Source organism: Chitinophaga nivalis, assembly GCF_025989125.1.
In the GTDB taxonomy this organism is placed as follows: Bacteria; Bacteroidota; Bacteroidia; order Chitinophagales; family Chitinophagaceae; genus Chitinophaga; species Chitinophaga nivalis.
Genome location: NZ_JAPDNR010000001.1, coordinates 1,629,186 through 1,654,196, shown reverse-complemented (window position 1 = coordinate 1,654,196; position 25,011 = coordinate 1,629,186). Strand labels below are relative to the sequence as shown.

Here is a 25,011-nt window from a genome sequence, read left to right as displayed (position 1 = left end):
GGTTTGCCAACCAATACGCCCTTTCTCTTTTATACTATTTACCTCCCTAGAAAGCCGGATCATCCGGTGTATTCGGATTATCATTTCTTTCTACAAAAGGATAAGGGAAATAATTCCTTTTACGTTCCGTCACGGGGCGGCCAAAACGACGGCTGTCTTCCAGCTCCTGTCCTCCCATAAATAATTCTATGCGACGGTGTTTATAAATCAGTGTCAGCAGCGTAGCTTCATCTGCAGTATTTACTTTCGGCAGATCAGCCCCTACGCGGAACGGATCATCTGCCGGCTTTTTCGTCACTACCCGGTTCAATGCTTTCAGCCCTTCTTCTACATTGTGCTGGCGGGCATGGCATTCTGCCTGTATCAGCAAAATCTCGCCCGGCAGGAAGATAGGAACAGAGTCTACATTGGTAGAGAAAAATCCGTTGATGCTGAAACGCGGACCCGGCGGAACAGGACGGGAAATATAGAAAGGTACCCGTTTGTCTGTGAGATCCGGCTGCAGGGCTACCGGCAATCCCATCGCAGAATCTACCACCTGATAAATGTTATTGGTGGAGGTAACGAGGGTAAAGATCGGATTCATCACCTGTGGATTATATTGCAGAGAAGACCGGCCATTTGCTGTCAGGTCTACTTTTCCCGCCGCTTCCAGTGCGATGGTATAATCCCCGGCATACAAAGCATAACGCGCCTTTAATGCATACAGGGTATTCACCACGTTGATACTTTTCGGAATGTTACGCAGAAAGGCATCACTGATAGGCGCGGCATTCACCGCATTAATGGCATTATCCAACACCGCTACTGCCTTTTTATACCCATCTTTTCCGGAGATGAATGTCACGTTGGGCGCTGCATCATTCGGTTTTCCGCTGGTTGACGGCACTTTTTCCCAGAAATTAGCCTGTACCCCAATGGCCAGGGCCTTGAAGATAGACGTGTACGCTACCAGGCCGCTGGCATAACCTTTATCAGGGAAGGCCAGGGTCTGACTTCTCCGCAGGATACTGTCGGCTTCATAATTGATTTTGTTGGTAACCGCCCACATGCCTGTTACGATAATATTGTTATTCAGCAGCGTACTACCACCGGTACCCAGCTGCGCTTCATCTGTATTACCTCTGTTGGTAACAAATGTTTCGCCGGTCAGCAAACTGCCGGAAGTAACGGTGGTATACAACAGGCCTACCCGGTCGCGCGAATACCAGTTTTGTAAGCCCACTGCTGCATTGGTCACTGCGTTTACAGTACTGTAGGCTTCTTCTGCCGAAGGACCTGACGGATCCTGATAATCTTTTTTGCAGCCTATAGTGGCAGCCAGTAGTGCTGCGATCAGCCAGCTATAGGTGATGGAGCTTATATATCGTTTCATGATCTGCTTGTTTTGAGGATTTAAAATTTAGCACGCAACGCAATGTTGTAAGTTCTGGGAACGGGTACGGTACCGAAGTCGATGCCACGCAGGATGGTACTCTGACCAGCGGCATTTACTTCCGGATCATATCCTCTGTAGTTATCCCAGGAAATCAGGTTTCTGCCACCTACGGTAACGGTGAGGTCGCGGAAGCCTTTTATTTTACCTACATTATAGCTTAGTGCCAGCTCGCGGAGTTTTACAAAAGAGCCATTATCAATCCTCCATTCCAGGATATCGTAGCTGCCGGCAATATAACCACGTGGCAGCAGGCCCAGGTCTTCCTGTTCTGCTACTTTACCGTTATCCACACCCTGGCGGGTTCTGAAATCCGCATTAAATACATCTACACCCTGTACCGCATCCAGCTGGATGTGCAAGCCGAATTTTTTGTATTGAAAATCATTGGTGAGGGTAGCAGTATAACGGGGATTAGGATCACCTATTTTTTTATTCAGCGCCGCCGTATTGGTGGTAGATGGTAATCCGGTAGCCGGATCACGTACAGGCGTATACGTTAATGGTCCGTTTTGTACACCTCTTTCCATCAAAGGAATGCCTGCCGCATTAGTGAGGATATTACCATTGGCATCCCGTGCATAGAAGGTACCGTAGAAAAATCCGATGGGTTCTCCGTTCGCGATGCCGATAGGCGCTCCGCCGACGGTGTTATATAACGCCAACGCCTGTCCGATATCCAGGGCTTTGTTGCGGTTACGGTTAAAGATAGCCGTCAGATCCCAGGTGAAATTGGTGGTTTTAACCGGAGTGGCGTTCAATACTACCTCTATCCCGTTGTTCTGTAAGGAACCGATATTGTTCAGGTAGAAAGAATAACCTTTGGTAGGCGCAATCGCTCTGCTGATCAGCAGATCTTCCACCCGTTTCTGATAGTAGTTAACGGATAAGCCTATACGGTTATTCAGGAAAGCCAGGTCAGCACCGAACTCCAGTTCTTTCTGTCTTTCCGGTTTCACATCCGGCGCCGTGTAGGTATTAGGCGACTGGAAGGAACCTGCGCCAATAAAGGCTGTGGCATTATAGGTATTGAAGCGGCCATAGGCAGGAATACCGGTAAGGTTACCGGATTCACCGTAAGCAGCACGCAGTTTCAACAGATTCCACCATTTGGATACGGCCAGTTTCTCCCAGTAGTCGGTACCGGATAATACATAGCTACCACTTAATTTGGTGTACAGCTGATTTCTTTCATTTTTTCCGAATACAGAAGAGCCATCCAGTCGCAGGGCGCCAGTCAGGAACAACTGGTTTCTGTATTTGAAATTCTGCTGGATAAATTCTCCGGAGATCGATAACTCGGTACGCTGATCAGCGCCGGGGATGATGGTAGTAGCCCGGTCTGCTGTTTGTACAAACGGCGGTAAGCCGCGTCCCTGCTGCAGTGCGTAGTGCTGCCGCTGGTATTGCAGGGAATAACCTACCTGCGTAACGGACGACAGGTTTTCGTTGATATCCCAGTTATAGGTAGCATTCAGGTCGTGGTTGATGAGAAACGACGTGTTGGAACCGGTACTGGCATAACCATTCTGTGCAGCATCCAGTTTGGGGCCGCCACCAAAGAAGCCAGGGCTTACGTTATAGGCAAAAGCCGGCATAAACGTAGTACCGTCCTGGTTATAGTGGTCGATACCCAGCCGGTAGTCTACCGTCAGGTTTTTAATAGGGCGAAGTTTCACACCCGCACCGGCAATGATACGGCCTACCTGTTGCTGTTGGCGGAAATCCTCTATCACGGAAACCGGGTTTACCCGTCCGCGCTCACCCACACTCATCAGTTGGCCCAGTGCATCTCTTTTCTGAATATCATAATAGTTACCCAGGATAGTCACGGAGTTCATGGGTGAATAAAATGTATTCCCATCCGGCTTTTCATTTGATTTGCTGTATACGTAGTTCAGGCTGGCATTCATGCTGATCCAGCTGTTGATTTCCTGGTCCAGGTTCAGGCGGAAGCTATAGCGGCTGAAATCTGTATTCTTGATAATACCCTGGTTATAGAAGTAACTGGCGGAAGCATAGTATTTCGTTTTATCTTTTCCTCCGGCTACAGAGAGATTATTATCAGTACCTACACCGGTACGGAAAATATAATCCTGGTAGTCATAACGATTTACCGGCGTCGTATTTTTCACATCCGGGGTAAGAATGTTCTGGGTAGATACATCCGGGGAGCCGCCGAATTTCAGCGGGGCCTGATTTACTTCCAGTTTTTTACGCAGCTGGTTAACGGAAAAGCTGGTAGAGAAGCTTACTTCCGGCGCACCACTGCTACCTCTTTTGGTAAAAATCTGTACTACCCCTGCGTTGGCACGGGAGCCATAGATGGCCGCTGCCGCTGCACCATTCAGCACTTCCACCCGTTCAATATCTGCCGGATTGATATCTACGATACGGTTCTGACCTACATTTCCTACAAAAGTACCGCCGGAGCCACCAGTAGCGCCACCACCTGCATAACTGGGATCGGCGTTGGTAACACGGGTAGAGGAGTTATCAATAATCACCCCGTCAACAATATATAACGGCTCTGTAGAACCGGAGATGGTACTGATACCCCGCAGTTTTACGGAGATACCACCGGCCGGATCACCGGAGTTCTGCGAAATCTGTGCACCGGCTGTTTTACCCTGCAAGGCTGCCAGCACGTTGCCGGAAGCGCCTTTATTCAGATCGTCGGCTTTTACGGTGCTGATATAGTTACCCAGTTGTCGCCGGGTCGTTCCTTCAGATGTACCGGTGACCACAATTTCATCGAGTTTGGATACTGCGGTGGAAAGCTGTGTCGACAACGTATAGGTGTTGGTGTTAGCTGTGATGACCAGCGTATTTTCTTTGGTGGAAAAACCGATGCCGGAAAATGCCAGGGTATAACTACCCGGTTGCAACGGTGTATTAAATGTATAACGTCCTTCTCCATCTGTTTGGGTACCTACTTTGGTACTTCTGATAGCAACGGTGATACCAGGTAGCGGAGCGCCTCCTTCATCCGTTACCTTTCCGGTGATTTTAACCTGCGCCCATGCTGCAGTTGCCAGGCAGTTGAAGAATAAGAACAGCAAGAACAAACTGCATCTTGCCATTCTCCTAAGTGGATGCATTTTCATAACAGAATTTTAAAATTGTTGTTTTTCAAGTTGATTCGCGAAACTGGGGGTAAACACACCGGACGTTGCTAAACCATTCAAGGTTTCAGGTAAATTATTCTTCGGTTACTACGCCGCACAACCTGTGCGGTGGTGGTACAGTGATGATATACTGGTTGATGAGCGCCGAATTAGATTTCGGTTATTTGCTTCTTTCAGCGAAGGAAATTCGGCAAAAAAACGCAAGTCACCAAAAATAGTTACGGTAATAATACCGGCAGCGGTACAAACTGATAGCCTTTTTGCCGGAGAATATGAATCAACCGGGGTAATAAGCGATAAAACTTATCTGTCCGGCGGGGATCTGTGCCCATGTGCGTTAAGAGCAAAAAACCATTCAGTCCGCCCGGATGTGTAGCTTCATACTGCAGAATTGCCTGGTAAATGGCTTCCGACGACCGGTAACGTTTCCCCATAGCCGGAAAAGTATAATCGGCATTTGAGCCGGTACCCGGGGTAAAATTCACCAGTCGTTTCCCGGCGGCGGCAGTCCAGGCAGCGATGCTATCATTATACCATTCATAAGCCGGCAGGAAATAAGCAGGAGCGGGAATACCCAGCGCAGTCATTTTTGCGGTATTAGCTGCCAGGTCAGCGTGAAATTGTTCCCGCGTGACCAGCAGGCTATCGCGCCGCAACCAGTCGCAATACAGCAGGTGCTGGTCTGAATGGGGCCCCAGATAATGCCCATCTGCCTGCAATTGCCGGATGAGTGGCTGAAAAGCCGGGGTGGCATAAAAGCGCCCGGTAAAAAAGAAAGCACCAGGCACCTGTTGCTGCCGCAGGATATGCCGGATAGTGGTACCGCCATCTGCAAATTCATCGCCGGTAAAAACCAGCGTCAGTGTTTTCCGGGTACTGTCGCCCCGGATGATGCCACCGGCATCGGTCGTATATTTTTTCCGGCCTTCTGCTGCCTGCGCAGCCAGCAGATATACCAGCGATGCCGTACCATCCATGGTAGGTTCATTCGTACTGTAGTCACCGTTATCATCATGATACACTGCCAGCTCACTTTGAAAAGGAGCATATTCATCCGCTTCCGCGAGACGGATACCGATCAGGTTTTTATAAATAGCGGTATATACCGGCCCATCTACCAATCCGCCATCCAACGGGTAATGCCCGATTGTAGCCAGGGAAGAATGCGGATCAACCGGACTGTCGCCGGATGCGGGCAAGCCGCCTATCATACTGGTACCCCAGGGATTACATCCCAGCAACCAGTCGATATTGGCCTGTTCCAGCTCCATAAAGGCCGTGCTGCCGCTTAACTGCCGGTACCAGTAACATTGTGTGGCAAAAGCAGTAGTGAGGTTATTACTGCACCAGATAAAAGGGATACCACGATAAAAAGCATTCTGCCGGGCTTTGGCCCACACCCGTTCTATACCGGTACGATAATAATTAATAAGCGCTTCCCGGCGAGTGCCGGTGGTTTGTGCCGCCAGCGCGGCATGGCCGGGATTAATGAACGGATACCATTGATAATGCGCGGCAGTATCTTTTCCCAGCCAGGGCGTTATGGTTTCCTGCTGCGCATATTGCCAGGCGGCTTCCCGGTAGGCCGGTTGCCGGGTCATATTATATAGTGAAGCGGCGGCCAGCTCCATATCATCGGTCCAGTTATCTTCTGCATATATATAAGGAGACCGCACTGAAGCCGTCTGACAAACGCCTGGTTGTTGTACGCCCATTGCATAGGCCGATAATGCACGGGTACGGAGCAACGCAGCATAGCCGGTATCGGTGGCCTGCAGCAACGATGCGCCCAGCGCAAAAGTGCTGGCAAACTTTCCGGCAGTGGAAGCTACGCCGGTGGTCTTATTCTTATACTTCCCCAATCCTTGTGGTAATCCATTACAGAAATATACCGGCCGCTCCCAGCCTTTCCCATAAAAATCATCTTCTTTCGGCAGCCGCATCCCCTGATGATCACGGTCATCGGCAATCTGGTTGAACATCCAGTCTGCTTTCGGATGCATCTTCAATAGCCAGTCAAGTCCCCATCGGGCTTCATCCAGCACATCTTTCACCTGATTACTGCCAGGCATACCATTGGCGGTAAACTGATCGGCAAATACTTCCGGGAAATCGCGGCAGGCAGCCAGCAGGTGCCAGGCAGCATTGGCGGATGTAGTCACATATTGCAGGTAATCGCTGGCATCATGCCAGCCACCGGTGACGTCTATATGTGTACTGTCGGGCATCGGCCCATACATCGTATAGCCGTCATGGGTATGACAGGAGTCTTTCAGAAAAGGATTATAACCACAGCGTTGCTGCCGCAGGTAACGTAACAAAAAGTCGGCAGTACCATCGTAAACGTGATCGCCTATACGAAAAACAGGAGAAGCCGTGGCGCCGGCTCGCAGGTAATATTGCCCCTCCGGCGTATAGCCGCTGAAGTTAAGCCGGGCTGTCTGAGAAAAAGGGCCATAGCGACCATATGCAGCACCGGAACGGCCGGTAAACACGACCTGACCAGTAACAGCATTCACCAGCTGAAAAGTGGCGGGCAGGGTATCGTGTTGGGTAGCCCATACCGCTACTTTGCTGCCGCCCGGCAGATAGCCCAACTGATTAATACGTATCCAGGTAGTGGGAGGCTGCTGAGCAACCATTAAAAAAGGACATAACAGGAACAGCCAGCACATGACATATCGTGGAAAATATTTCATCTTACGGATTCTGGTGAAACAGATCAGCCGGAGATATCTCCGGCTATAAAGCCAGATCAATAATATTCATTTTCTGCGGGATGATCACCACCGTTGCTCACATATTCCTGTTATCCGACCACTGCTCCTGCGTTATGCCGGCTGCTGCACAATCACACATACTTCTTCGGCATCTCTCAGGGCAAATTCCAGGGCGCCCCAGGGCTTCAGTGTAATTTCGGCGGCATTGGGATGCAACAATTCCGGGTGGCTGCTATTAACAGCGGCAAAGGCAGCGTGGATATCGTCTGTTTCCAATCTTATTTCCGGCCGGTCTTTGACAGCCCATTCCCGGCATTCGATCAGGTGGATGACCAACGTATCCCGTTTAATAATATAAAAGGGCTGTTCTCCTTTATCATCACTATAGGCAACTGCAAAACCAAGGGTATCTACAAAAAGCTGCAGGGCTACTTTTATGTCCGAATAAAAAATATTCGGGATCAGTTTGGTGAATTGCATAAGATCATTTTATAGAAAAGGTAAATAATAATTAGCTTTGAAACCATGAAAGATTACAAAAAACACTTCATCATACCCGCACTGCCGGAAGAAGTATATGCAGCCCTGACCAACCCGGCTACCATACAACTGTGGAGCGGAGAAGCCGCTGAAATGTCTACAGAACCCGGTTCTGAATTTGCGCTGTGGGAAGAGAGCATTGTAGGTAAAAACCTGGAATTTGAGCAGGACAAAAAAATTGTACAGCAATGGTATTTCGGGGAAGATGAAGAAACGCCTTCCATCGTTACCATCAAACTGCACAGTTCCCCAAAAGGAACGGATGTAGAGCTGAAGCATACCAACATCCCGGATGAAGCGTATGAGGACATTACCGAAGGCTGGAATGATCAGTACTTTGGCGCCCTGATTGATTTTTATAAAGAATAGTAGCCTGCCAGGCATTGAAGCGGCCGTGCTGCTTCAATGCCTGATGGCGATCAGGTCAATCTTCATTGACCTGATAAGGGAAACTGCTGTCCAGCCATTCAAAGTTCATTTCCTGTTCTACAATCTCGTCCAGTTCTTCACCACTCAGCTTACCTTTCGCAAAGGCTGCAGCCACAATGGCTTGTTGCCGATCGGTGAGATAAGGCGTATGTGTCTGTAAAATGTTGCGGCAGTTGACTGCAAAATCCCCGTCTTCAATTAAGCCCGGATAATCCGGGTCCATATCCGTTATTGCTTCGAGTAATTGCAGAAAAATAAAGTCCTGCAGGTTTTTCGCCAGGATACAGGCTTCGTTGGCATCATGCCATACCTGTACCACCGGCACATCATCGCCATCCTGCAGATTGAAATAAAAAGCAAACCAGTCACCGGCGCCATTGGTGGCGAAAGGGATGAACTGGTGCTCCGGGTCAGCAAATAATAATCCGTCTTCCAGGAGCAATGCCACCTGTTCCGGGTTCATGACCTCCAGATCGTTGGCAAATAACAAGAGCGGCGGCGTGTGTTTAATGTCCGGAAATACGGTTGTATACCAATCCGGCCCAAACTGGCCCCAATCCAGCATTCCATCCTTGTTCAACTGTTTGTACAAAGCAGGATAGCTAAATGCATATTGTTCTTCTAATTCTTCCAACATAGTGTAATGATCGGTTTTGCCGGCCTCCAATATATCTATAAAAATATTATACTTTGGCGAAAGTCCTTTCTGCCTGCTTATGATAAGGATTCATGAGATAAGACACCATGCTGCCATCTGTCTTTAACTCCACCACCCGGAAACCCCGGTAGTCGGTACCCCAGCTACCACCCATGTGGCCATCAAACAGGAATGGTATTTTATCATCCAACAGCTTTACACCATCCTGGTCATGATCATGCCCGTTAAAGACGGCCCGCACATTTGGATATTTCCGGATCAGGTCCTGAAATTCGGGACAATCTACGCCGCTTTTGGTCCACTTCACCGGGGTAATATGCAGGAATATAAAGATGTTGGACGCTGATTTATATTGCTCCAGCTTCGCTGTAAACCAGCTGACATCCGGACACAGGTACTGTCCTTTTTCATTGGCGGTGTCGCCCAGTAAAATTACCTGGTCTTTTATCACCACATCATGACAGAGCGGAAAACCCCAGGCCTGTTCCCAGGCAGCAGGTGTTACCATATCGTGGTTACCCCGGGTTACGTATAGCCGTGGGTGTAATTGTTTCAATAAAGTAGCAGCAGGTAACAATAAGGCAGGGTCATTGTGAATCACATCTCCGTTCAGCACAAAAAACTCACAGGGGTATTGTGCCTGGTAAGCCGCAAATGCTTTTTGCAGATCATGATAAAATTGCGTAGCATCCGTACCAGGTTGCCCGTAATGCCAGTCTGAGGCCACGACAAAGCGGAAAACCGTCTCGCGGCTGAGATGCTGCCGGGTGGCGGCCGTCACTATTTTTCCACAGGCTTGTATCACCACAGCTGCTGATACGCCTCTTAAAAAATCTCTTCTGTTCATCTGATTAAGTTACAAATTTTAAAGCGATAAAAGTAAGCTACACTGCGCCACTATAGCAGTATTAACCGGATTAATTAACAGAAACATAAAGTCTGTGTTGGTTTTCCCGGGCCGATTATCCAGGTATGCAACTTTCAATTTATTCAGAAAGAATTGTAAATAGTTTGTTAATTGTCACGTAATCTGTCATTTTATGCCATCCCTTAAATGATTTGATTGTAACTTCGCACCTCGAATAAAAATGGGTTATGTTTAGAAGCAAGAGTACGTCTGAAACAGGTCCGGATGTTGTATTAATTGGCGCTGGTATAATGAGCGCCACACTGGGGACCCTCCTGAAAGAGCTCGACCCCGCGCTCACGATAGCAGTATATGAAAGACTGGATGTAGCGGCTGCAGAAAGTTCCGATGCATGGAACAATGCAGGTACCGGCCACTCCGCATTTTGTGAGCTCAATTACACCCCCCAAAAGCAGGACGGATCAGTAGATATCAAAAAAGCAGTAAACATCGCAGAACAATTCGAAGTCTCCCGTCAGTTCTGGTCTTACCTGGTAGAGAACAATGTTGTTTCCGATCCGCATAAATTCATACAAAGTATTCCTCATATGAGCTTTGTTTGGGGAGAAGAGAATGTGGATTATCTCAAAAAAAGATATCAGGCGCTGCAACAGTGTCATCTTTTTAAAGGGATGGAATATTCAGAAGACCCTGAACAACTGAAAGCCTGGATGCCGCTTGTCATGGACGGCCGGGAACCAGGACAGAAAGTAGCAGCTACACACATGGAGCTGGGTACGGATGTAAACTTCGGCGCATTAAGCCGCGCCCTGTTCGATCACCTGGCACAAATGGAGGGCGTTTCCCTGCATTTCAACCATGATGTACGTGATCTGCAAAAAGAAGCCGATGGCAGCTGGCAGATCAAGGTAAAGAACCGTGAAAACGGAGACAAACAAACGGTAAACGCAAAATTCGTATTCATTGGCGCCGGCGGCGGCTCCCTGCCCCTGCTGGAGAAATCCGGTATTCCGGAAGGAAAAGGCTTCGGCGGTTTCCCCGTTAGCGGACAATGGCTGCGTTGCAACAATCCGGAAATCATCGCAAAACATGAAGCCAAAGTATATGGTAAAGCATCTGTAGGCGCGCCTCCGATGTCTGTACCACACCTCGATACCCGCATGATCGATGGCCAAAGAGCCCTGCTCTTCGGACCATACGCGGGCTTCTCCACCAAATTCCTCAAGAACGGCTCTGTATTCGATCTTCCTTTATCCATCAAGCTGAATAACATCCACCCGATGGTGTCTGCCGGCCTCGATAATATTCCGCTGACCAAATACCTGATTGCTCAGGTACGCCAAAAGCCACAGGACAGGCTGGAAGCACTGCGTGAATATTTCCCGGAAGCAAAAATGGAAGACTGGGAACTGGAAATTGCCGGACAACGCGTACAGGTTATTAAAAAAGATCCTGAACACGGCGGTATCCTGGAATTCGGTACAGAAGTGGTGAGTGCGGCAGATGGCTCCATTGCAGCCTTGCTGGGCGCCTCCCCGGGTGCTTCTACTGCCGTATCCATTATGCTCAATCTGTTGAAACGTTGCTTCAAAGATCAGATCGATACAGAAGCATGGCAGATCAAGCTGAAAAAAATGATTCCTTCCTACGGTCAATCCCTGCTCAACAACCCACAGCTGTGTAATCAGCTGCGTACCTGGACTACCGACGTCCTGGAACTGAGAGAAATGGAAACCGTATAGTGCTATAACATTTCATAAAAACGCCCCTTTTGCGATATATGCAAAAGGGGCGTTTTATTTTACTTATTCAGCCAGTCTATTGCTTGTATATTTTCTGCACGGCCACGCGGCCGTTATGTACCAGCTTGAGTACATAAATACCTGCCGGCAATTGTGCCGCTTCATAGTTACGGCTATGGTTTCCAGCCGGTAACTGTTCATGAATCAGTTCACCTGTTAATTTGCCATTCAGGTCATATACGCCCAAAGTAGTATATCCTGCCTGTGGTAAGTTAAACTGAATGGTAAACCGACTCACAGAAGGATTCGGGAATACCGTAAATACCACCGGCGTTGCTGCTTTGGTGGTGGCTTGTTCTTCCGGCATCATAGCGGCAGTAATGGCCACACCGGTTTTCACCTTTATTTCCGTATAGCTGTTCCATTCATTCACGTTATTGCCATGGCCCAGAATACGTATATACTTCGCCGTTACTGCATTAAACGTAAAAGACTCAAAGTTCAGGGAGCTACCGCTGCTTTGCAGGTTAGTGGCTACATTGGTCCAGTTGGTACCATCATTGCCTACCTGGATATCAAATTTGGCCTTACGGGCGTCGCCTTTGAAGAAGGCGATTTCCACACCAGTGATGCGGGTAGCGCTGTTCAGGCACAACTGAATCCATTCGTTGGTACCGGTAGCAGACCAGCGGGTATTCAGGTCGCCGTCTATCGCGTTGGCAGCCACATTACCATCATCGCTGCTGGCTTTTGCCGGTACACATGCTGGGGTGGTAGTAGTATCTGTCGGAAATTCATCCGCCGGATTCATGATTTTATCCCTGATCCACACACCGGCCGGTTTCAGGTTAGCCACTTTCCAGGGGCCGCTGCCATCACTGGTCGTAGTATGATTCCACACGGCACCTGTAAGCGGATCTCTGGAATAGTTCCAGTTCGTCCAGCTTATTTTTTTACGCCGCATCAGGTCAATATACTTCTGCGACATGGTAAAATCATTCGGCCCATCTCCGGAAGCTTCCTGGGTACCAAATTCCGTTACAAACACAGGAAAACGGTCTGATGCCCAATCCAGTTCATTCAGATAATTAGTCTGATGGTCCTTCGCATAGAAATGGAAGTTATACATGATGTTGGGGAAATTCACCGGATTATTCACAATATCCTGGGCGGACCGGCCGTCAGAAACGCCGAAAGAAGACCAGGCATGTGTACCAATGAGAATCACAGCATCGTTATCAATCGCGCGGATAACCGGAATGATCTGATCTGCGTATGTTTTGATCCTCGCCCAGGCTACCTTGTTGGGTTCATTACAGATATCATAGAAGATATTATTCCGGTTCTTGTGAGCGTTGGCAATGGCCGTGAAGTAAGTTTTAGCCATACTCAACTGCGTATTCGGATCTCCCTTCTTCAAATGATGCCAGTCTACCAGCACATACATGCCCCGGTTGCTGGCTTCTTCTATCAGTTTGCTCGCCTGCGCGGTGAAACCCGCAGGATCTGTTTCATACCCATCTTCATCCACATACAGGGAGATTCTCAACACATCCGCTCCCCAGCCATAGGCAAGGGTATCAAGAGAGGCTGCTGTTAAGCTCTTACCCCAGCCATGCCATTGTATACCATGGGTACTCATACCACGCAGCTGAATGGGCTGGCCATACTGATTGCACAGTTTCAATCCGATTACTTTCAGCTGGCCGTTGCGGGCTACCGGTGAATTGGCAGGTGCAGCGGCAATCACAGAGGGTGCAAGCGTGATGGCAGTCACCTCATCTGCTGCTGCCGGGCCGCCCAGATAAGAAGGGCCTACATCCGCGGGATCCAATGGCCGGTTCGTAGCAGCACCGGTACCATATTCATCACAGCCTACATCTTTACGTCCTACTCTCGGATGGCCTTCTATATCCCAGGCTACCTGTGTATCCACATCCAGTCCACTGATAGCACGAATGCCGCCCCAGCCACCTTTACCGGAATCTATTGCCACACTGTTAGCGGCCAATCGCCAGCTGGCAGCGGTGAGCTGCGGATCTTTCACGTCGATACCACCGGGATTGCTGATACCCAGAGGACCGGTGAAAATATTACCCCGCCAGTCTTCGTCACCGGTGAGATTATTGGCTACGTTGGTACCATTGCTTTTTACCAGGTTGTTAGCTACAACCACCCCGGCAGGCGCTAACGGCCTGCCGCCATTATTCAGGTCTATCGCTTTACCACTGGAGTAATCTCTGATGGTATTATAGGCGATCACACAACTATCTATCTTCGGATTGAAACGTACTTCTCCTGCAGGATAGGATTCGCCCCGTTGCAGGATGATCACGGCATCCCCGGTGGTGTTGGCGGCATCCAATCCGGAGAAATAGTTATTCACGATATAATTCTTCGATCCGATCACCCGCACACCACCGGTGCCGGCTTTCCCTTCTCCCAGGAAAAAATTACTGTACAGCACATTGCGGTCGCCATGCCGGAAACAGAACTGCCCTTTGGACTTCCGGAAAGTATTAAAGCGATACAGGTTTTCACTGGATTTGTTGGATACGATTTCATTTTCTCCGTCACACTCTTCAAACAAATTGTATTCAAAAATCGTCCGGGAGATATTGTCCATCTGACCACTGTAGCCGGTGCGGATCGTTTCTCCACCGTTGGCGCCCAGCTCCGGGCGCTTAGCGAAGTGATTGTGATCTACCAGGTGATAATCCGCATTTTTATCTCTCACTTCTACCTGCATGGTAGGATCGGCGGTATTTTTTCCTTCAAAACGGTTATGATCTACCCGTAGTTTAAATCCATCCAGCACAATCCATTTTTTACCGGCGTTGTAATTGACCATCGCACATTGGGTCACGCGGTTATAGCTGCCTTTGATGGTGATGATGTTGGCATCTATTTTACCATTGGTCCAGCGTAATCCGCTTACCACAGTGTAGCTGCCGGAAATAGTGAGGGTAGAAGCACCGGAGATGGTGACGCCACCCGGTGTTTCCGCTTTCAGGGTAATCAGTGCCGCCGCGGTTCCGGAAGCGCTCAGGTCAATGGTCACATCTTTCCAGGTGCCATTTTTAAGGATAATATTATCGCCGGGTTTGGCTGCACCGATAGCGGTATTCAGCTGCGCCGCGGTTGTTACCAAGCGGTCTGTTGCCAGTACAGATCCCTGTACACACAAGCCACCGATGAATAACCCTGCTGTTTGTATAAGCTGTTTTAACTGCATAGATATTCGTTTATTCTTTGATTAATTTTTTAGTCACTGCTTTACCGTTATGTACCAGTTTTATCACATAAATACCGGCGGGAATATTGGCAGTGGAAATTGTTTTCGTATAGGCGCCTGCCGTTAGCTGTCCATTGATCGGCATCTGTACCAGTTTACCGGACATATCATAGATACCCAGGGTAGTATAGCCATTACCGGTCAGCTGGTATTGCAGGGTGAATTGTTCGCCTACCGGATTCGGGAACACATGCAGTGTCACCGGTGCGGTTGTTTTAACTGCCGGGGCATTACCGGTTGTATTTACTTTCACTTCGGCATAGCTGTTCCAGTCATTTACATTATTGCCATGGCCTACAATACGTATATACTTCGACGTTACTGCGTTAAAGGAGAAGTTTTCGAAGTTGACGGAAGTACCACTGCTCTGTAAACCGGTAGCCACAGTGTTCCAGTTATTATCATCGGTGCTGGTCTGAATATCAAACAGGGCGCGGCGGGCATCTCCTTTGAAGAAAGCGATCTGTATGCCATTAACGGTAGCGGTATTGCCGAGGCACAACTTGAGCCACTGCGGGTTGCCGGAGGCAGACCAGCGGGTGTTCAGGTCACCGTCTATAGCGTTGGCCGCCACATTGCCATCATCGCCACTGGCTGTAGCAGGTATACAGGCCGGGGCTACGCCGGAATCCGGAATGATCCGCAGCTTAGGCACATTCGCGCCAGCTTCTTTTGAGTTGAAGAAAATACGGGGATCATGTGCCTGCTGGCTTTTCAGCACCAGGGAGATTAATTTATGTCCCAATGCACGCTCACTTTTCACATAGCTGGTAATATCCCAGGAATAGTATACGGCACTACCGTTGTTGATGGTGGTGGTTGCCAGGGCGGTTGTACCGCTGGCTGGTTTATTGTTCCAGGTAATGGCTGTTTCTGACCAGGTAGTATTGCTGACAGGATACACACTTACGGGCACCGTTGGCGCCGCGGTACCATCTACATTACCATAGAGCTGCAGTACTGCGGATGATACGCCCCGGATGTCTGTTGTATCCAGTTCAAAAGTAAGATACGCTTCCCGGGCATTATTCAGCTGACCGGCAGGGGATACTTTGGTAATCAGGAAGGCAGAATCAGTTACGCCATGTTTGATAGCGGCGTTGCTGCCATCGCGTACATAGGCGTCCTGCACCGGTGTCAGGTCCTGTGCCGGTTGTCCTGCTTTAAAGTAGGCAAGGAAGGTGGTATCCTGGTCGCCAACAGTGATGGACTGTACCCGATTACCACCATGCGCCCAGCGGTCAAAAATATAGGTAGTACCGTTCAACACCTGCGGAGAAGGGGCTTCCAGCGGTCTTACCATGCCGGATAATCCTTCCTGGGTGTCGGGGGTTGTGATAGGTACACTGTTCAGTTTCAGCTGCAGGCCGGCAGGCTGTGTGGCCAGCGTCAGGCGGGAAGTCACCGGAAATAATTCCACATAGGAAGTATCCCATTCGCCTCTGCTGTCCTTAACGGCCAGGTATATACGATACCAGATATCTGTTTCCGTATGTCCTTCGGCTGAAATGGTAAAAGTACCGTTCTTAACGCTGTCACGCAGTTGTGGTCCCGGGTGGATGTGATTGGCATGATGGAAATCCACCCACCAACGGAAAGCGCTGGCGGGCAGCGTACCATCTTCCGCATCGGTACCGGTGCCGGCATAGGTGATGACATCACCTGCGCGGAATTTGCCGTTATTGACAGGTGCGGTAATCGTTGCTACTGGTAGATTATTAGGGCTGGTAACTGTTAGCCGGGCATTGTTACTGGTAACACTGCCGGCGCTGTTGGTAACTACAACGCTGTATAAGCCGGAATCTGCATACTGTACATTGGCTTTGGCATAAGTGGCCGCAGTAGCGCCGCTGATGTTGCTGCCGTTTTTCCGCCACTGGTAAGTGGGAGCCGGATTGGCAGTGGCAATAACGTTGAAGGTAGCAGTTTGCCCCTGTGGCACAGCGATAGATTGAGGCTGTGTGGAAATAGCCGGCGCCTGTGTACCGGTATAAATAACTTTAAACAGCGCACTGCTGTTGCGGCTCAGGTAATACAGGTTGCCATCCAGCCCCTGTTTGATGTAAACGAGGCCGCCGCCCAAACCGGTGGCAAAAGAGGTACGGGCCGGATTCAGGTAGTTGATCCATCCACCGCAATAGTCCAGGAAAAAATATTTCCCGTTATAGGCAGCAGGATAGTTGCTGATAGCACCGTTAAAAAAAGTACCGCCATTGATAGAGCAACCTTCGCCATCCGGAGGACTGGCAGTGCGGTTGATACGATAGTAATGTATCGGATTGGTGATACCACTGCAGCTACCGGAACAAAGGCCTTCCTGGGCAGGCCAGCCGAAATTACGACCACTGGCGGTAGCGTCATCTATTTCCTCCCATTTGGCATCTCCAACCTCATTGATGTAGAACTTACCGGATACGGGGTCCACACTGGTGGTGAAGGGGTTACGTAAACCATAGGCCCATACCCGGCTGCGAACGGCGCCGCCACTGAATGGGTTACCGGCAGGTACAGATCCATCGGTATTGATACGCAGGATTTTTCCCAGGTAGCTGTCGAGATCCTGGGAATTGTCGCCCAGCTTATTATCGCCGACAGACACATATAGTTTTCCATCCTTACCAAATATCAAACCACCGCCGTTGTGAAAGAGGGCGCCCAGATTGGGAAGGTCCAGTATCGGTGTTTCTGAACCGGCAACATCACCGGTGAGGGTGTAGCGGCTAACGCGGTTATGCGGGCCGGTAGTGTGGGTGTAATAAATGTAGATATTACGATTGTTGTTGAAATCAGGATCTACGGCGATGCCGAGCAATCCGCGTTCTCCCCCGCTCGTGGTAGACACAGTCAACACCGGGGTAGACAGGAGGCTCCCGTTTTTAATGATCCGGAGTTTTCCGCCCTGCTCTGCCACCAGGATGCGGCCATCGGGGAGAAAGGCCAGGGCAGTAGGACTGCTAAGCCCATTAACCACCTGCACCCGCTGGAAATTTGCCGGCAGGGACTGGGCCAATAGGGTCATTGGTAGCAATAGCCATAGCAGTGGCAATAGCAAACCAATAGTTGCGTAACTTTTTTTCATAAGGAAGTGTTTATTAGTTGGAGGATGACATAATATGTCCGGTACAGGTACAATACCTTCCTGTTACGTATAGCCATATCAGTTATACGCAGCAACAGTTGCCGGTCCGGGAATAAGTTGTTACTAAAAAGAACGGGTTACGGGTAATTCATACGGTATATATTTTTTTTATGATTAACAAATCATGCGATAAAATAACAGGGAAACAAGGTTCTTCAACACGGTGCTACGGATAGTTTCCGGTAGTAATAATTATTAGCAGTCGGTTTAGTCTGGTCAGTCAGAGAATGGGCGTTGCGTCCGGGTATTAGGCTAATAAAATAAAGTTATGCAATCGTTTGCAAAATAAAAAGATATTATCTTATCAATTTACTATATTATTTTATCAGAAAAAAAGAGTTTATGCCAAAACCTAAAACAGGCACCATTATATGGACCGATCTGACGGTAACAGATGCCACCCGTATCAGTGAGTTTTATAAAAGTGTAGTAGGCTGGGAAAAAGTGCCATTGAGTATGGGCGCCTACAATGACTACAGCATGAACGAACCGGCAGATGGACAAACCATTGCAGGCATTTGCCATGCACGCGGCAACAACAATTATTTACCACCACAATGGTTGCCTTATATCATTGTGGATAACCTGGATGTCAGTATTGAGAAGTGTGTAGCGCTGGGTGGGAAAGTACTGGGAGAAAAAAGAGCGTGGGAAGACATGCATTATTGTCTGATACAGGATCCGGCAGGCGCCTATGTGATGATTTGCGGATAAAACAACAGCGCTGTGCAGCACGGGATGCTGCACAGCGCTGATTACTTTTTTATCTGCTGCGGCCGGCTTTTTTAAGTGCCTGCAGATTAGCCGCCAGTTCTTTTACGATCTGCGGATACCTGACAGCAACATTATTTTGTTCACCGGGATCTTTGCGCAGGTCATACAACTGCGGCGCCGGATCATTGCCTAGTTCAATGTCTACTGCCTCGTCGTAACGTGCGCCGTTGCCTGGTTCTATGTATTTCCAGTTGCCTTTGATAATGCTCAGCGCACCGGCATGTTCAATCAGGGAAGTACGTCCTTTCTTGTCTTTGCCGGTAAAGGCAGCCATCATATCAAAGCTATCCGGTCCTTCCTGCTTTTCCAGCGGATGCCCAGTGGTTAAGGCGCCGAAAGATGCCATGAAATCCACCTGGCTTAGCAGGGCTGCGGAAGTACCACCAGCTTTTATGTGGCCTGGCCAGCGAATGATGAGCGGCACACGGGTACCTGCATCGAAATTGCTGTATTTACCACCGCGCAGCGGGCCGCTGGGTTTATGCCCGTTGAGCAATGCCACTGCCTGATCCTGGTAACCATCATCTACTACGGGGCCGTTATCACTACTGAAAACAAGGATCGTATTTTCCGTCAGGTGTAAACTATCCAGGGTATGCATAATTTGTCCGACCGTCCAGTCGAGTTGCAGGATAGCATCGCCTCTTACACCTAAACCGCTTTTGCCGGCAAAAGCAGCACCTGGCACCCGCGGTACGTGAATATCATGTGTGGCGAAATAGAGGAAAAAAGGATGGGATTTATGTTGTGCGATAAAGTGCTGCGCTTTGGCAGTCAGCGTTTCCGCAATCAGGTCATCTTTCCACAGTGCAGCGGTACCGCCCTGCATAAAACCAATGCGGCCAATACCGTTTACAATGGCATCGCTATGGCCCTGGGAAGATTTCATCACCAGCAGTTCCGGATTCTTTTTTCCCGTAGGTTCGTTACCGATAGGAGCGGTGTAACTTACCTTAATCGGATCATTGGGATCTAAACCGGCTACCCGGTGGTTTTCCACATATACGCAGGGAACACGGTCTGCCGTAGCAGGCATAATCCAACAATAGTTAAAACCAATTTCCAACGGACCTGGTTTCAGTTCTCCATTCCAGTCCGGACCTTTTTCATCGCCCACACCGAGGTGCCATTTACCCACCGCAGCTGTTGCATAACCCGCGCGGCGCAACAGGGAAGGTAAGGTGGTAATAGTGGTATCTATAATCAGGGAAGCGTTGCCGGGTGCAATACCGGTGCCTTTTTTACGCCATGCATACTGACCGGTGAGCATGGAATAACGGGAAGGAGTACACGTAGCGGAAGAAGCATGCCCGTTGGTAAACCGGATGCCCTGCGCCGCCAGCCGGTCAATATTGGGCGTATGTACCTTCGTGGCGCCATTACAGCTGATATCGCCATATCCCAGGTCATCTGCATAAATCAATACAATATTGGGGCGCGAATAGCCACCCCGCTGCTGTGCCGTTACCAGCCCGGCGATACAAATAGCCGCTGCCAGCATAAAGCTGCCTTTCATGTTCACCATATCTGATCTTTTTGTTGTGGATCTATGCTAAGATAATACCTGCCATCTTAAAATGGTAATTGTTTAACCCATAAAAAAACAAGGAGAAGAAAACACGAGGAATGGTTAAAATCTAGTCATTCTACCCCGTTTTTATTTCCGATCTTTCTCTAATCATAACACACAAAGCAGTACAACAGCGCGCATGCGCTTATTTTTTACACCAACTTGCAATCGTTTGCAATTTTACCGGAACTTTTATCACCAAATAATGACCACTACATGAAAAAACTAATTTGCCTGTTACTAATCCGGTGCCTGCTCCCCACCGCCGCTCACGCCCAGACTGCCGACACAGGCGGGCAACGTATGCAATGGTGGCGGGAAGCGCGTTTCGGCCTGTTCATCCACTGGGGCATCTATGCCGTGCCGGCTGGCGTCCACAATGGCAGACAGATAGGCCGGGGTGGAGAATGGATTATGAACAGGGGCAAAATATCCGTAGCCGATTATCAGCAATATGCGCGGCAATTTAACCCTACTGCCTACGATGCCGACGCCTGGGTGAAAGCAGCCCGCGATGCCGGTATGAAATACATTGTGATCACGGCCAAACACCACGATGGATTTGCCTTGTTTAAATCCAACGCCAGCAAATGGAATATTGCAGACGCCACGCCTTACGGCAAAGACCTGTTAAAGCCGCTGGCAGCAGCCTGTAAGAAGTACGGCCTTAAACTGGGCTTCTACTATTCCCATGCGCAGGACTGGAACAATCCAGGTGGCGCAGCTGCCCGCAAAGCCACGGCAGAAGGCTGGCCCAATCCCGACTCTGCTACCATAGACGCCTACACGCAGGCTAATTCCGGCCACTGGGACCCGGCACAAACAACCGCCTCCATGTCGGACTACATCGACCGGGTAGCGGTACCGCAGGTAAAGGAATTGCTCACCAACTACGGTGAAGTAGCGGTACTCTGGTGGGATACGCCTACCGGCATGACAGCGGAATACGCCCGTAAACTACAGGCAGTACTGGCTTTGCAGCCTGGCATTATCACCAACGACCGGCTCAAACGCCCGGACTTTCCCGGCGACTACAAAACCCCGGAACAGAAAATTCCTACCGCCGCCGAGCTGGATGGCCGCGACTGGGAAACCTGTATGACGATGAATGGTACCTGGGGCTATAAAAGTTATGATAACCGCTGGAAATCAACGGGCACGCTGATACGTAACCTGATAGATATTGCTTCCAAAAATGGAAATTATCTGCTGAATGTAGGTCCTGATGCTACCGGCGCATTTCCGGCAGCCAGTATAGCAGCGCTGAAAGGCATCGGCCAGTGGATGAAGATAAACGGAGAAGCTATTTATGCGACGCAAGGCAGCGCCATGGGCACACCTGCCTGGGGACGTTATACCCGGAAACAGGCGGATGGCAAAACAGTGTTATACCTGCATGTATTTGACTGGCCGGCCAATGGCAAACTGCTTATACCGGACCTGAAAGATAAGGTCAGCCATGCACGGCTGCTGGCAGGTAATAAAAAACTGACCACGCATACCACCGCAGCCGGACTGGAAATTGAGGTACCGGTAGCTGCACCTGATACCATCGCTACGGTGATAAAAGTAACCTTGTAAAACAGCCACGCCCCTACGCCATTGGGGCGTGGGGGCGTGGTATATTTATCCGGCAATACCGCCCAGCATGCTGAACAGCATTACACTCAACACAATCAAGGTAATCACGACATAGAGATAATCTTTCTCCAACAGAAAAGAAATAACGGAAAAGACTATACGTAGAATAGGTGTAGCCACCAATAATACAATCCCCAGCTGAATAATATCCCTTCCCTGGTTAGCCAGCACACCACGCCAGATGCCCGGCAGGTTGTCCAGCCCTTCCCGCACGCCGGTAAACTCATGGTACTGCGGTAATTCATGCCCATGACGGTACAGGTAAATAAGACCGCCGATAAAAACAATAATACTGGAAGATATAACGCCTACACGTAGTTGCTGCCCGATGAGCTGCTGAATATCCTTATCGCCCCAGAAATTTTTCGTGAATAATCGCTTCATAACGTTATAATTTTCCGGTAAAACCATTGTAGATCATCTGCAGGGCAAGAAAGGTAATGACTACGCTGAAGACTATACGTAAATTTTTCGTGTTGGCGCGGATGAGCAGGCGGGAACCTCCCAGCGCACCGGCCAATACGCCCAGTACTACCGGCATACACAACCCGGGAGAAATATATCCCCTTTGCAGGTATACCACGGCACTGGCAGCTGCTGTTACGCCGATCATAAAATTACTGGTAGTGGTAGACACTTTAAAAGGGATACGCATGATGTTATCCATAGCCAGTACCTTTAATGCACCGGAACCAATGCCCAGCAGGCCAGACATAACGCCCGCAAACATCATCATCAGATAACCGCCCGGTACGTGCCGTACACTGTAGGCCACCGGCCCTTCCGGAGAAGGATAGGTACTGTTTAGTTTTAACTGGCGGGCCAGTTTACTGCCTTGTTCATCGGCTGCATATGCCACCTTTTTCCGCATAGACATAATAGCAGAAAAGATCAGTACGCAGCCAAAAATAATAGCCACCACACTGGTTGGCAGATACACGGCAATGAGGGCGCCTACGATAGCCCCCGTGGTAGTGGCAATTTCCAGGAACATCCCTAGCCGGATGTTGGTAATACCTTCCTTTACATAAGCAACAGCAGATCCGGAAGAAGTGGCGATAGAAGCTATCAGCGCGGTGCCGATCGCATAACGGATGTCAACGTGGAAAACAAGCGTTAGCAAAGGAATAATCACTACACCGCCGCCTAAGCCGGTCAGCGATCCCAATAGGCCGGCCAGAAAGGCCCCGCAAAGCAGGATCAACGTGAAAGACAAAATTGTCATAAGAATGGGTTGGTTGGTTTGGTTTGGTTTAGATCACAAATTACAGGTATACCTACACACTGATAAATCTCTGATGACTGCAAAAGTAAGCAGAATATGATTCTGACAATCCGGTAATCTATAAGTAACTTGCACCCTGATAACTAATTGTATTTTATGATAAAGGTGGGTGCATACAACCTGTTAAGGGTAAAAAAAGAAATTGATTTTGGCGTATATCTCGAAGGCTTTGACCAGGAAATCCTGCTCCCTGCCCGGTTTGTACCCGCCAATACACAGGTGGGGGATGAACTGGAAGTATTTCTTTACCACGATTCCGAAAACCGCCTGATTGCTACTACCCAGCGTCCGTTAGGCATTGTAGGGGATATTGTGAACCTGAAAGCCGTGAGTGTCACCAAACAAGGCGCTTTCCTCGACTGGGGCCTGATGAAGGACCTGTTTGTCGCCAAATCCCAGCAGCTTACCCAAATGGCCACCGGCCAGGAATACCTGGTTAAAATATACATTGATGAACTGACCGGCCGTATTGCGGCTACCGAAAAAATAGAACGTTTTCTGAGCAACGAAAACCTCACCGTCAATGAACTGGATACCGTAAACCTGATTGTATACCGCCGTACCGATATCGGGTATGTGGTGATCATCAACAACCTCCACACCGGTATCCTGCATCACAGCGAAATATTCCGCCCCATCGATATCGGCGATCAGCTGAAAGGCTTTATCCGGCAGATTAAAGGCGATAAAATTGATGTGGTGATCGGCCAGCCCGGATTTAAACGCGTGGAAGATGAAGGAGAAAAAATTCTGCGGCTGCTACAGGAAAACAACGGCTATCTGCCCTATCACGATAAATCTACTCCGGAAGAAATCCAGGACTTTTTCGGCATGAGCAAAAAAACGTTTAAGATGACAATCGGGAATTTGTATAAGCAACGGAAGGTCATTTTCACCCAAACCGGGCTTAAAGCAGCGGAAGAATAACCGGATCTGCCGTTTTAACACAATACAGCTTGCAGTTATAGCACAAATATGTTATCTTTAGAAAGACGATCACCCTAACCTTATCTTTATGAAGAAAACAACCCTTTTTGTTATAACTGCAGGAATTGCCCTCATACTGGCCGCCATTCCTATTAATAATACGGGATTAACAGACGTAAAAACCTGTTTTGTACTGGGGTTGGCCGGCCTTGGACTCCTGCTGCTCTTTTCTACCTGCTACCTGACCCTTTGCATCAGCAGACAGGCCAGTGCCGCTGCAGGCCACTACCAGCTGTTGCAGCAACCTATAAGGTAACCAGTTCTCCCGCACTCACGCCCAACGCTTCTGCCAGTGCTATAATCGTACTCAGCTTAGGCTCCACTTTACCATTTTCCAGTTTTGTCATGTAGCTGGGTTCCAGATTTGCTTCAATAGCCAGTTCCACCTGCGTCATGTCTTTTTGCCTGCGCAACCTTTTCAGATTGGCACCAAACTGTTGACCGATATGCGGATTCCTTTCCATTACGAAGGAAATATAGAACCTATCCGCACAATTATACTAGTACAACATCACTAGTATAATTGTACTATATTTATAATTAACTAATAATCAAATAAGAAATGACAGAAAATAAAGAGAAGCTGGAAATCATTTTGATAAAATTTTTACAGGATCTGGCAGCTTTGCCCAATCAACCGATAGAAATGTTATCCATTACTTTAACAATGGACGCCGCCTGCTTTCCTACAAAAGGACATACCTACGGCGTCATGATAGAGGGGCAACGTAAACAGATCAACGAACAAAGAGGTACCGATCCGTTACTCTATCATATTGCCTGCTACGAAAAGTGACGAC

Annotated in this window: 19 protein-coding genes; 7 read left to right on the top strand and 12 right to left on the bottom strand. The window is 49.0% G+C overall.

Annotation, left to right across the window (positions count from 1 at the left end):
- Positions 1-46: 46 nt before the first annotated feature.
- From OL444_RS06795 to OL444_RS06780, 4 genes are all read right to left on the bottom strand, one after another.
- Complete coding sequence (locus OL444_RS06795; protein WP_264733977.1) at positions 47-1,375, bottom strand: RagB/SusD family nutrient uptake outer membrane protein; 1,329 nt, start codon at positions 1,373-1,375, stop codon at positions 47-49.
- A 20-nt stretch (positions 1,376-1,395) separates the two neighbouring features.
- The gene (locus OL444_RS06790) at positions 1,396-4,536 is read right to left on the bottom strand and encodes a SusC/RagA family TonB-linked outer membrane protein (protein ID WP_264733978.1); all 3,141 of its coding nucleotides are present in this window, start codon (positions 4,534-4,536) and stop codon (positions 1,396-1,398) included.
- 245 nt (positions 4,537-4,781) lie between these two features.
- Positions 4,782-7,262, bottom strand: a complete 2,481-nt coding sequence (locus OL444_RS06785) for a bifunctional glycoside hydrolase family 9 protein/polysaccharide deacetylase (RefSeq protein WP_264733979.1) — start codon at positions 7,260-7,262, stop codon at positions 4,782-4,784.
- Between the two features lie 132 nt (positions 7,263-7,394).
- Positions 7,395-7,763, bottom strand: a complete 369-nt coding sequence (locus tag OL444_RS06780; RefSeq protein ID WP_264733980.1) for a VOC family protein — start codon at positions 7,761-7,763, stop codon at positions 7,395-7,397.
- A 45-nt stretch (positions 7,764-7,808) separates the two neighbouring features.
- Between OL444_RS06780 and OL444_RS06775 the strand changes: the two genes are divergently transcribed.
- Entirely contained in the window at positions 7,809-8,192 is a 384-nt protein-coding gene (locus tag OL444_RS06775) for an SRPBCC domain-containing protein (protein ID WP_264733981.1), read from the top strand.
- A gap of 55 nt (positions 8,193-8,247) precedes the next feature.
- Here OL444_RS06775 and OL444_RS06770 read toward each other — a convergent pair whose 3' ends face one another.
- Positions 8,248-8,889: an SMI1/KNR4 family protein gene (locus OL444_RS06770; RefSeq protein WP_264733982.1), complete on the bottom strand. Its 642-nt coding sequence runs from the start codon at positions 8,887-8,889 to the stop codon at positions 8,248-8,250.
- Between the two features lie 46 nt (positions 8,890-8,935).
- Positions 8,936-9,757, bottom strand: coding sequence for a metallophosphoesterase family protein (locus OL444_RS06765; protein ID WP_264733983.1), 822 nt, complete (start codon positions 9,755-9,757; stop codon positions 8,936-8,938).
- Positions 9,758-10,005: 248 nt separating this feature from the next.
- On the opposite strand from OL444_RS06765, the gene OL444_RS06760 reads away from it, so the two are divergent.
- Positions 10,006-11,520: a malate:quinone oxidoreductase gene (locus tag OL444_RS06760; RefSeq protein WP_264733984.1), complete on the top strand. Its 1,515-nt coding sequence runs from the start codon at positions 10,006-10,008 to the stop codon at positions 11,518-11,520.
- Between the two features lie 76 nt (positions 11,521-11,596).
- On the opposite strand, the gene OL444_RS06755 is transcribed toward OL444_RS06760, so the two are convergent.
- Both OL444_RS06755 and OL444_RS06750 read right to left on the bottom strand, forming a co-directional pair.
- Positions 11,597-14,755 (bottom strand): chondroitinase-B domain-containing protein, encoded by a 3,159-nt coding sequence (locus OL444_RS06755; RefSeq protein WP_264733985.1) that lies wholly within the window; start codon positions 14,753-14,755, stop codon positions 11,597-11,599.
- Between the two features lie 10 nt (positions 14,756-14,765).
- Positions 14,766-17,894: a PQQ-dependent sugar dehydrogenase gene (locus tag OL444_RS06750; RefSeq protein ID WP_264733986.1), complete on the bottom strand. Its 3,129-nt coding sequence runs from the start codon at positions 17,892-17,894 to the stop codon at positions 14,766-14,768.
- A gap of 402 nt (positions 17,895-18,296) precedes the next feature.
- Between OL444_RS06750 and OL444_RS06745 the strand changes: the two genes are divergently transcribed.
- Entirely contained in the window at positions 18,297-18,668 is a 372-nt protein-coding gene (locus tag OL444_RS06745) for a VOC family protein (RefSeq protein ID WP_264733987.1), read from the top strand.
- Positions 18,669-18,717: 49 nt separating this feature from the next.
- Here OL444_RS06745 and OL444_RS06740 read toward each other — a convergent pair whose 3' ends face one another.
- Entirely contained in the window at positions 18,718-20,253 is a 1,536-nt protein-coding gene (locus OL444_RS06740) for a sulfatase family protein (RefSeq protein ID WP_264733988.1), read from the bottom strand.
- Between the two features lie 261 nt (positions 20,254-20,514).
- Here OL444_RS06740 and OL444_RS06735 point away from each other — a divergent pair, with 261 nt between their 5' ends.
- Positions 20,515-21,879 carry an alpha-L-fucosidase gene (locus OL444_RS06735; protein WP_264733989.1) on the top strand — a complete coding sequence of 455 codons (1,365 nt, stop codon included), beginning with the start codon at positions 20,515-20,517 and terminating at the stop codon, positions 21,877-21,879.
- Between the two features lie 45 nt (positions 21,880-21,924).
- Here OL444_RS06735 and OL444_RS06730 read toward each other — a convergent pair whose 3' ends face one another.
- Both OL444_RS06730 and OL444_RS06725 read right to left on the bottom strand, forming a co-directional pair.
- Positions 21,925-22,323, bottom strand: a complete 399-nt coding sequence (locus OL444_RS06730) for a DUF1634 domain-containing protein (protein ID WP_264733990.1) — start codon at positions 22,321-22,323, stop codon at positions 21,925-21,927.
- A 4-nt stretch (positions 22,324-22,327) separates the two neighbouring features.
- A complete protein-coding gene (locus OL444_RS06725; RefSeq protein ID WP_264733991.1) occupies positions 22,328-23,164 on the bottom strand; it encodes a sulfite exporter TauE/SafE family protein in 837 nt (278 codons plus the stop codon).
- A gap of 156 nt (positions 23,165-23,320) precedes the next feature.
- On the opposite strand from OL444_RS06725, the gene OL444_RS06720 reads away from it, so the two are divergent.
- The gene (locus OL444_RS06720) at positions 23,321-24,151 is read left to right on the top strand and encodes a CvfB family protein (protein WP_264733992.1); all 831 of its coding nucleotides are present in this window, start codon (positions 23,321-23,323) and stop codon (positions 24,149-24,151) included.
- A gap of 88 nt (positions 24,152-24,239) precedes the next feature.
- Entirely contained in the window at positions 24,240-24,467 is a 228-nt protein-coding gene (locus tag OL444_RS06715) for a hypothetical protein (protein ID WP_264733993.1), read from the top strand.
- On the opposite strand, the gene OL444_RS06710 is transcribed toward OL444_RS06715, so the two are convergent.
- Positions 24,457-24,675 carry a helix-turn-helix domain-containing protein gene (locus tag OL444_RS06710; RefSeq protein ID WP_264733994.1) on the bottom strand — a complete coding sequence of 73 codons (219 nt, stop codon included), beginning with the start codon at positions 24,673-24,675 and terminating at the stop codon, positions 24,457-24,459. The two genes, OL444_RS06715 and OL444_RS06710, sit on opposite strands and share 11 nt — an antisense overlap.
- A gap of 98 nt (positions 24,676-24,773) precedes the next feature.
- On the opposite strand from OL444_RS06710, the gene OL444_RS06705 reads away from it, so the two are divergent.
- Positions 24,774-25,007, top strand: a complete 234-nt coding sequence (locus OL444_RS06705) for a hypothetical protein (protein WP_264733995.1) — start codon at positions 24,774-24,776, stop codon at positions 25,005-25,007.
- The last annotated feature ends 4 nt before the right edge of the window (positions 25,008-25,011 follow it).

What these genes read in the sequence shown, in the direction of transcription:
- OL444_RS06730 (WP_264733990.1), bottom strand. Translation starts at nt 22,323, where the DNA reads ATGAAGCGATTATTCACGAAAAATTTCTGGGGCGATAAGGATATTCAG.
- OL444_RS06770 (WP_264733982.1), bottom strand. Translation starts at nt 8,889, where the DNA reads ATGTTGGAAGAATTAGAAGAACAATATGCATTTAGCTATCCTGCTTTG.
- OL444_RS06745 (WP_264733987.1), top strand. Translation starts at nt 18,297, where the DNA reads ATGCCAAAACCTAAAACAGGCACCATTATATGGACCGATCTGACGGTA.
- OL444_RS06725 (WP_264733991.1), bottom strand. Translation starts at nt 23,164, where the DNA reads ATGACAATTTTGTCTTTCACGTTGATCCTGCTTTGCGGGGCCTTTCTG.
- OL444_RS06785 (WP_264733979.1), bottom strand. Translation starts at nt 7,262, where the DNA reads ATGAAATATTTTCCACGATATGTCATGTGCTGGCTGTTCCTGTTATGT.
- OL444_RS06795 (WP_264733977.1), bottom strand. Translation starts at nt 1,375, where the DNA reads ATGAAACGATATATAAGCTCCATCACCTATAGCTGGCTGATCGCAGCA.
- OL444_RS06740 (WP_264733988.1), bottom strand. Translation starts at nt 20,253, where the DNA reads ATGGTGAACATGAAAGGCAGCTTTATGCTGGCAGCGGCTATTTGTATC.
- OL444_RS06720 (WP_264733992.1), top strand. Translation starts at nt 23,321, where the DNA reads ATGATAAAGGTGGGTGCATACAACCTGTTAAGGGTAAAAAAAGAAATT.
- OL444_RS06755 (WP_264733985.1), bottom strand. Translation starts at nt 14,755, where the DNA reads ATGCAGTTAAAACAGCTTATACAAACAGCAGGGTTATTCATCGGTGGC.
- OL444_RS06780 (WP_264733980.1), bottom strand. Translation starts at nt 7,763, where the DNA reads ATGCAATTCACCAAACTGATCCCGAATATTTTTTATTCGGACATAAAA.
- OL444_RS06775 (WP_264733981.1), top strand. Translation starts at nt 7,809, where the DNA reads ATGAAAGATTACAAAAAACACTTCATCATACCCGCACTGCCGGAAGAA.
- OL444_RS06705 (WP_264733995.1), top strand. Translation starts at nt 24,774, where the DNA reads ATGACAGAAAATAAAGAGAAGCTGGAAATCATTTTGATAAAATTTTTA.
- OL444_RS06790 (WP_264733978.1), bottom strand. Translation starts at nt 4,536, where the DNA reads ATGCATCCACTTAGGAGAATGGCAAGATGCAGTTTGTTCTTGCTGTTC.
- OL444_RS06750 (WP_264733986.1), bottom strand. Translation starts at nt 17,894, where the DNA reads ATGAAAAAAAGTTACGCAACTATTGGTTTGCTATTGCCACTGCTATGG.
- OL444_RS06715 (WP_264733993.1), top strand. Translation starts at nt 24,240, where the DNA reads ATGAAGAAAACAACCCTTTTTGTTATAACTGCAGGAATTGCCCTCATA.
- OL444_RS06735 (WP_264733989.1), top strand. Translation starts at nt 20,515, where the DNA reads ATGAAAAAACTAATTTGCCTGTTACTAATCCGGTGCCTGCTCCCCACC.
- OL444_RS06760 (WP_264733984.1), top strand. Translation starts at nt 10,006, where the DNA reads ATGTTTAGAAGCAAGAGTACGTCTGAAACAGGTCCGGATGTTGTATTA.
- OL444_RS06710 (WP_264733994.1), bottom strand. Translation starts at nt 24,675, where the DNA reads ATGGAAAGGAATCCGCATATCGGTCAACAGTTTGGTGCCAATCTGAAA.
- OL444_RS06765 (WP_264733983.1), bottom strand. Translation starts at nt 9,757, where the DNA reads ATGAACAGAAGAGATTTTTTAAGAGGCGTATCAGCAGCTGTGGTGATA.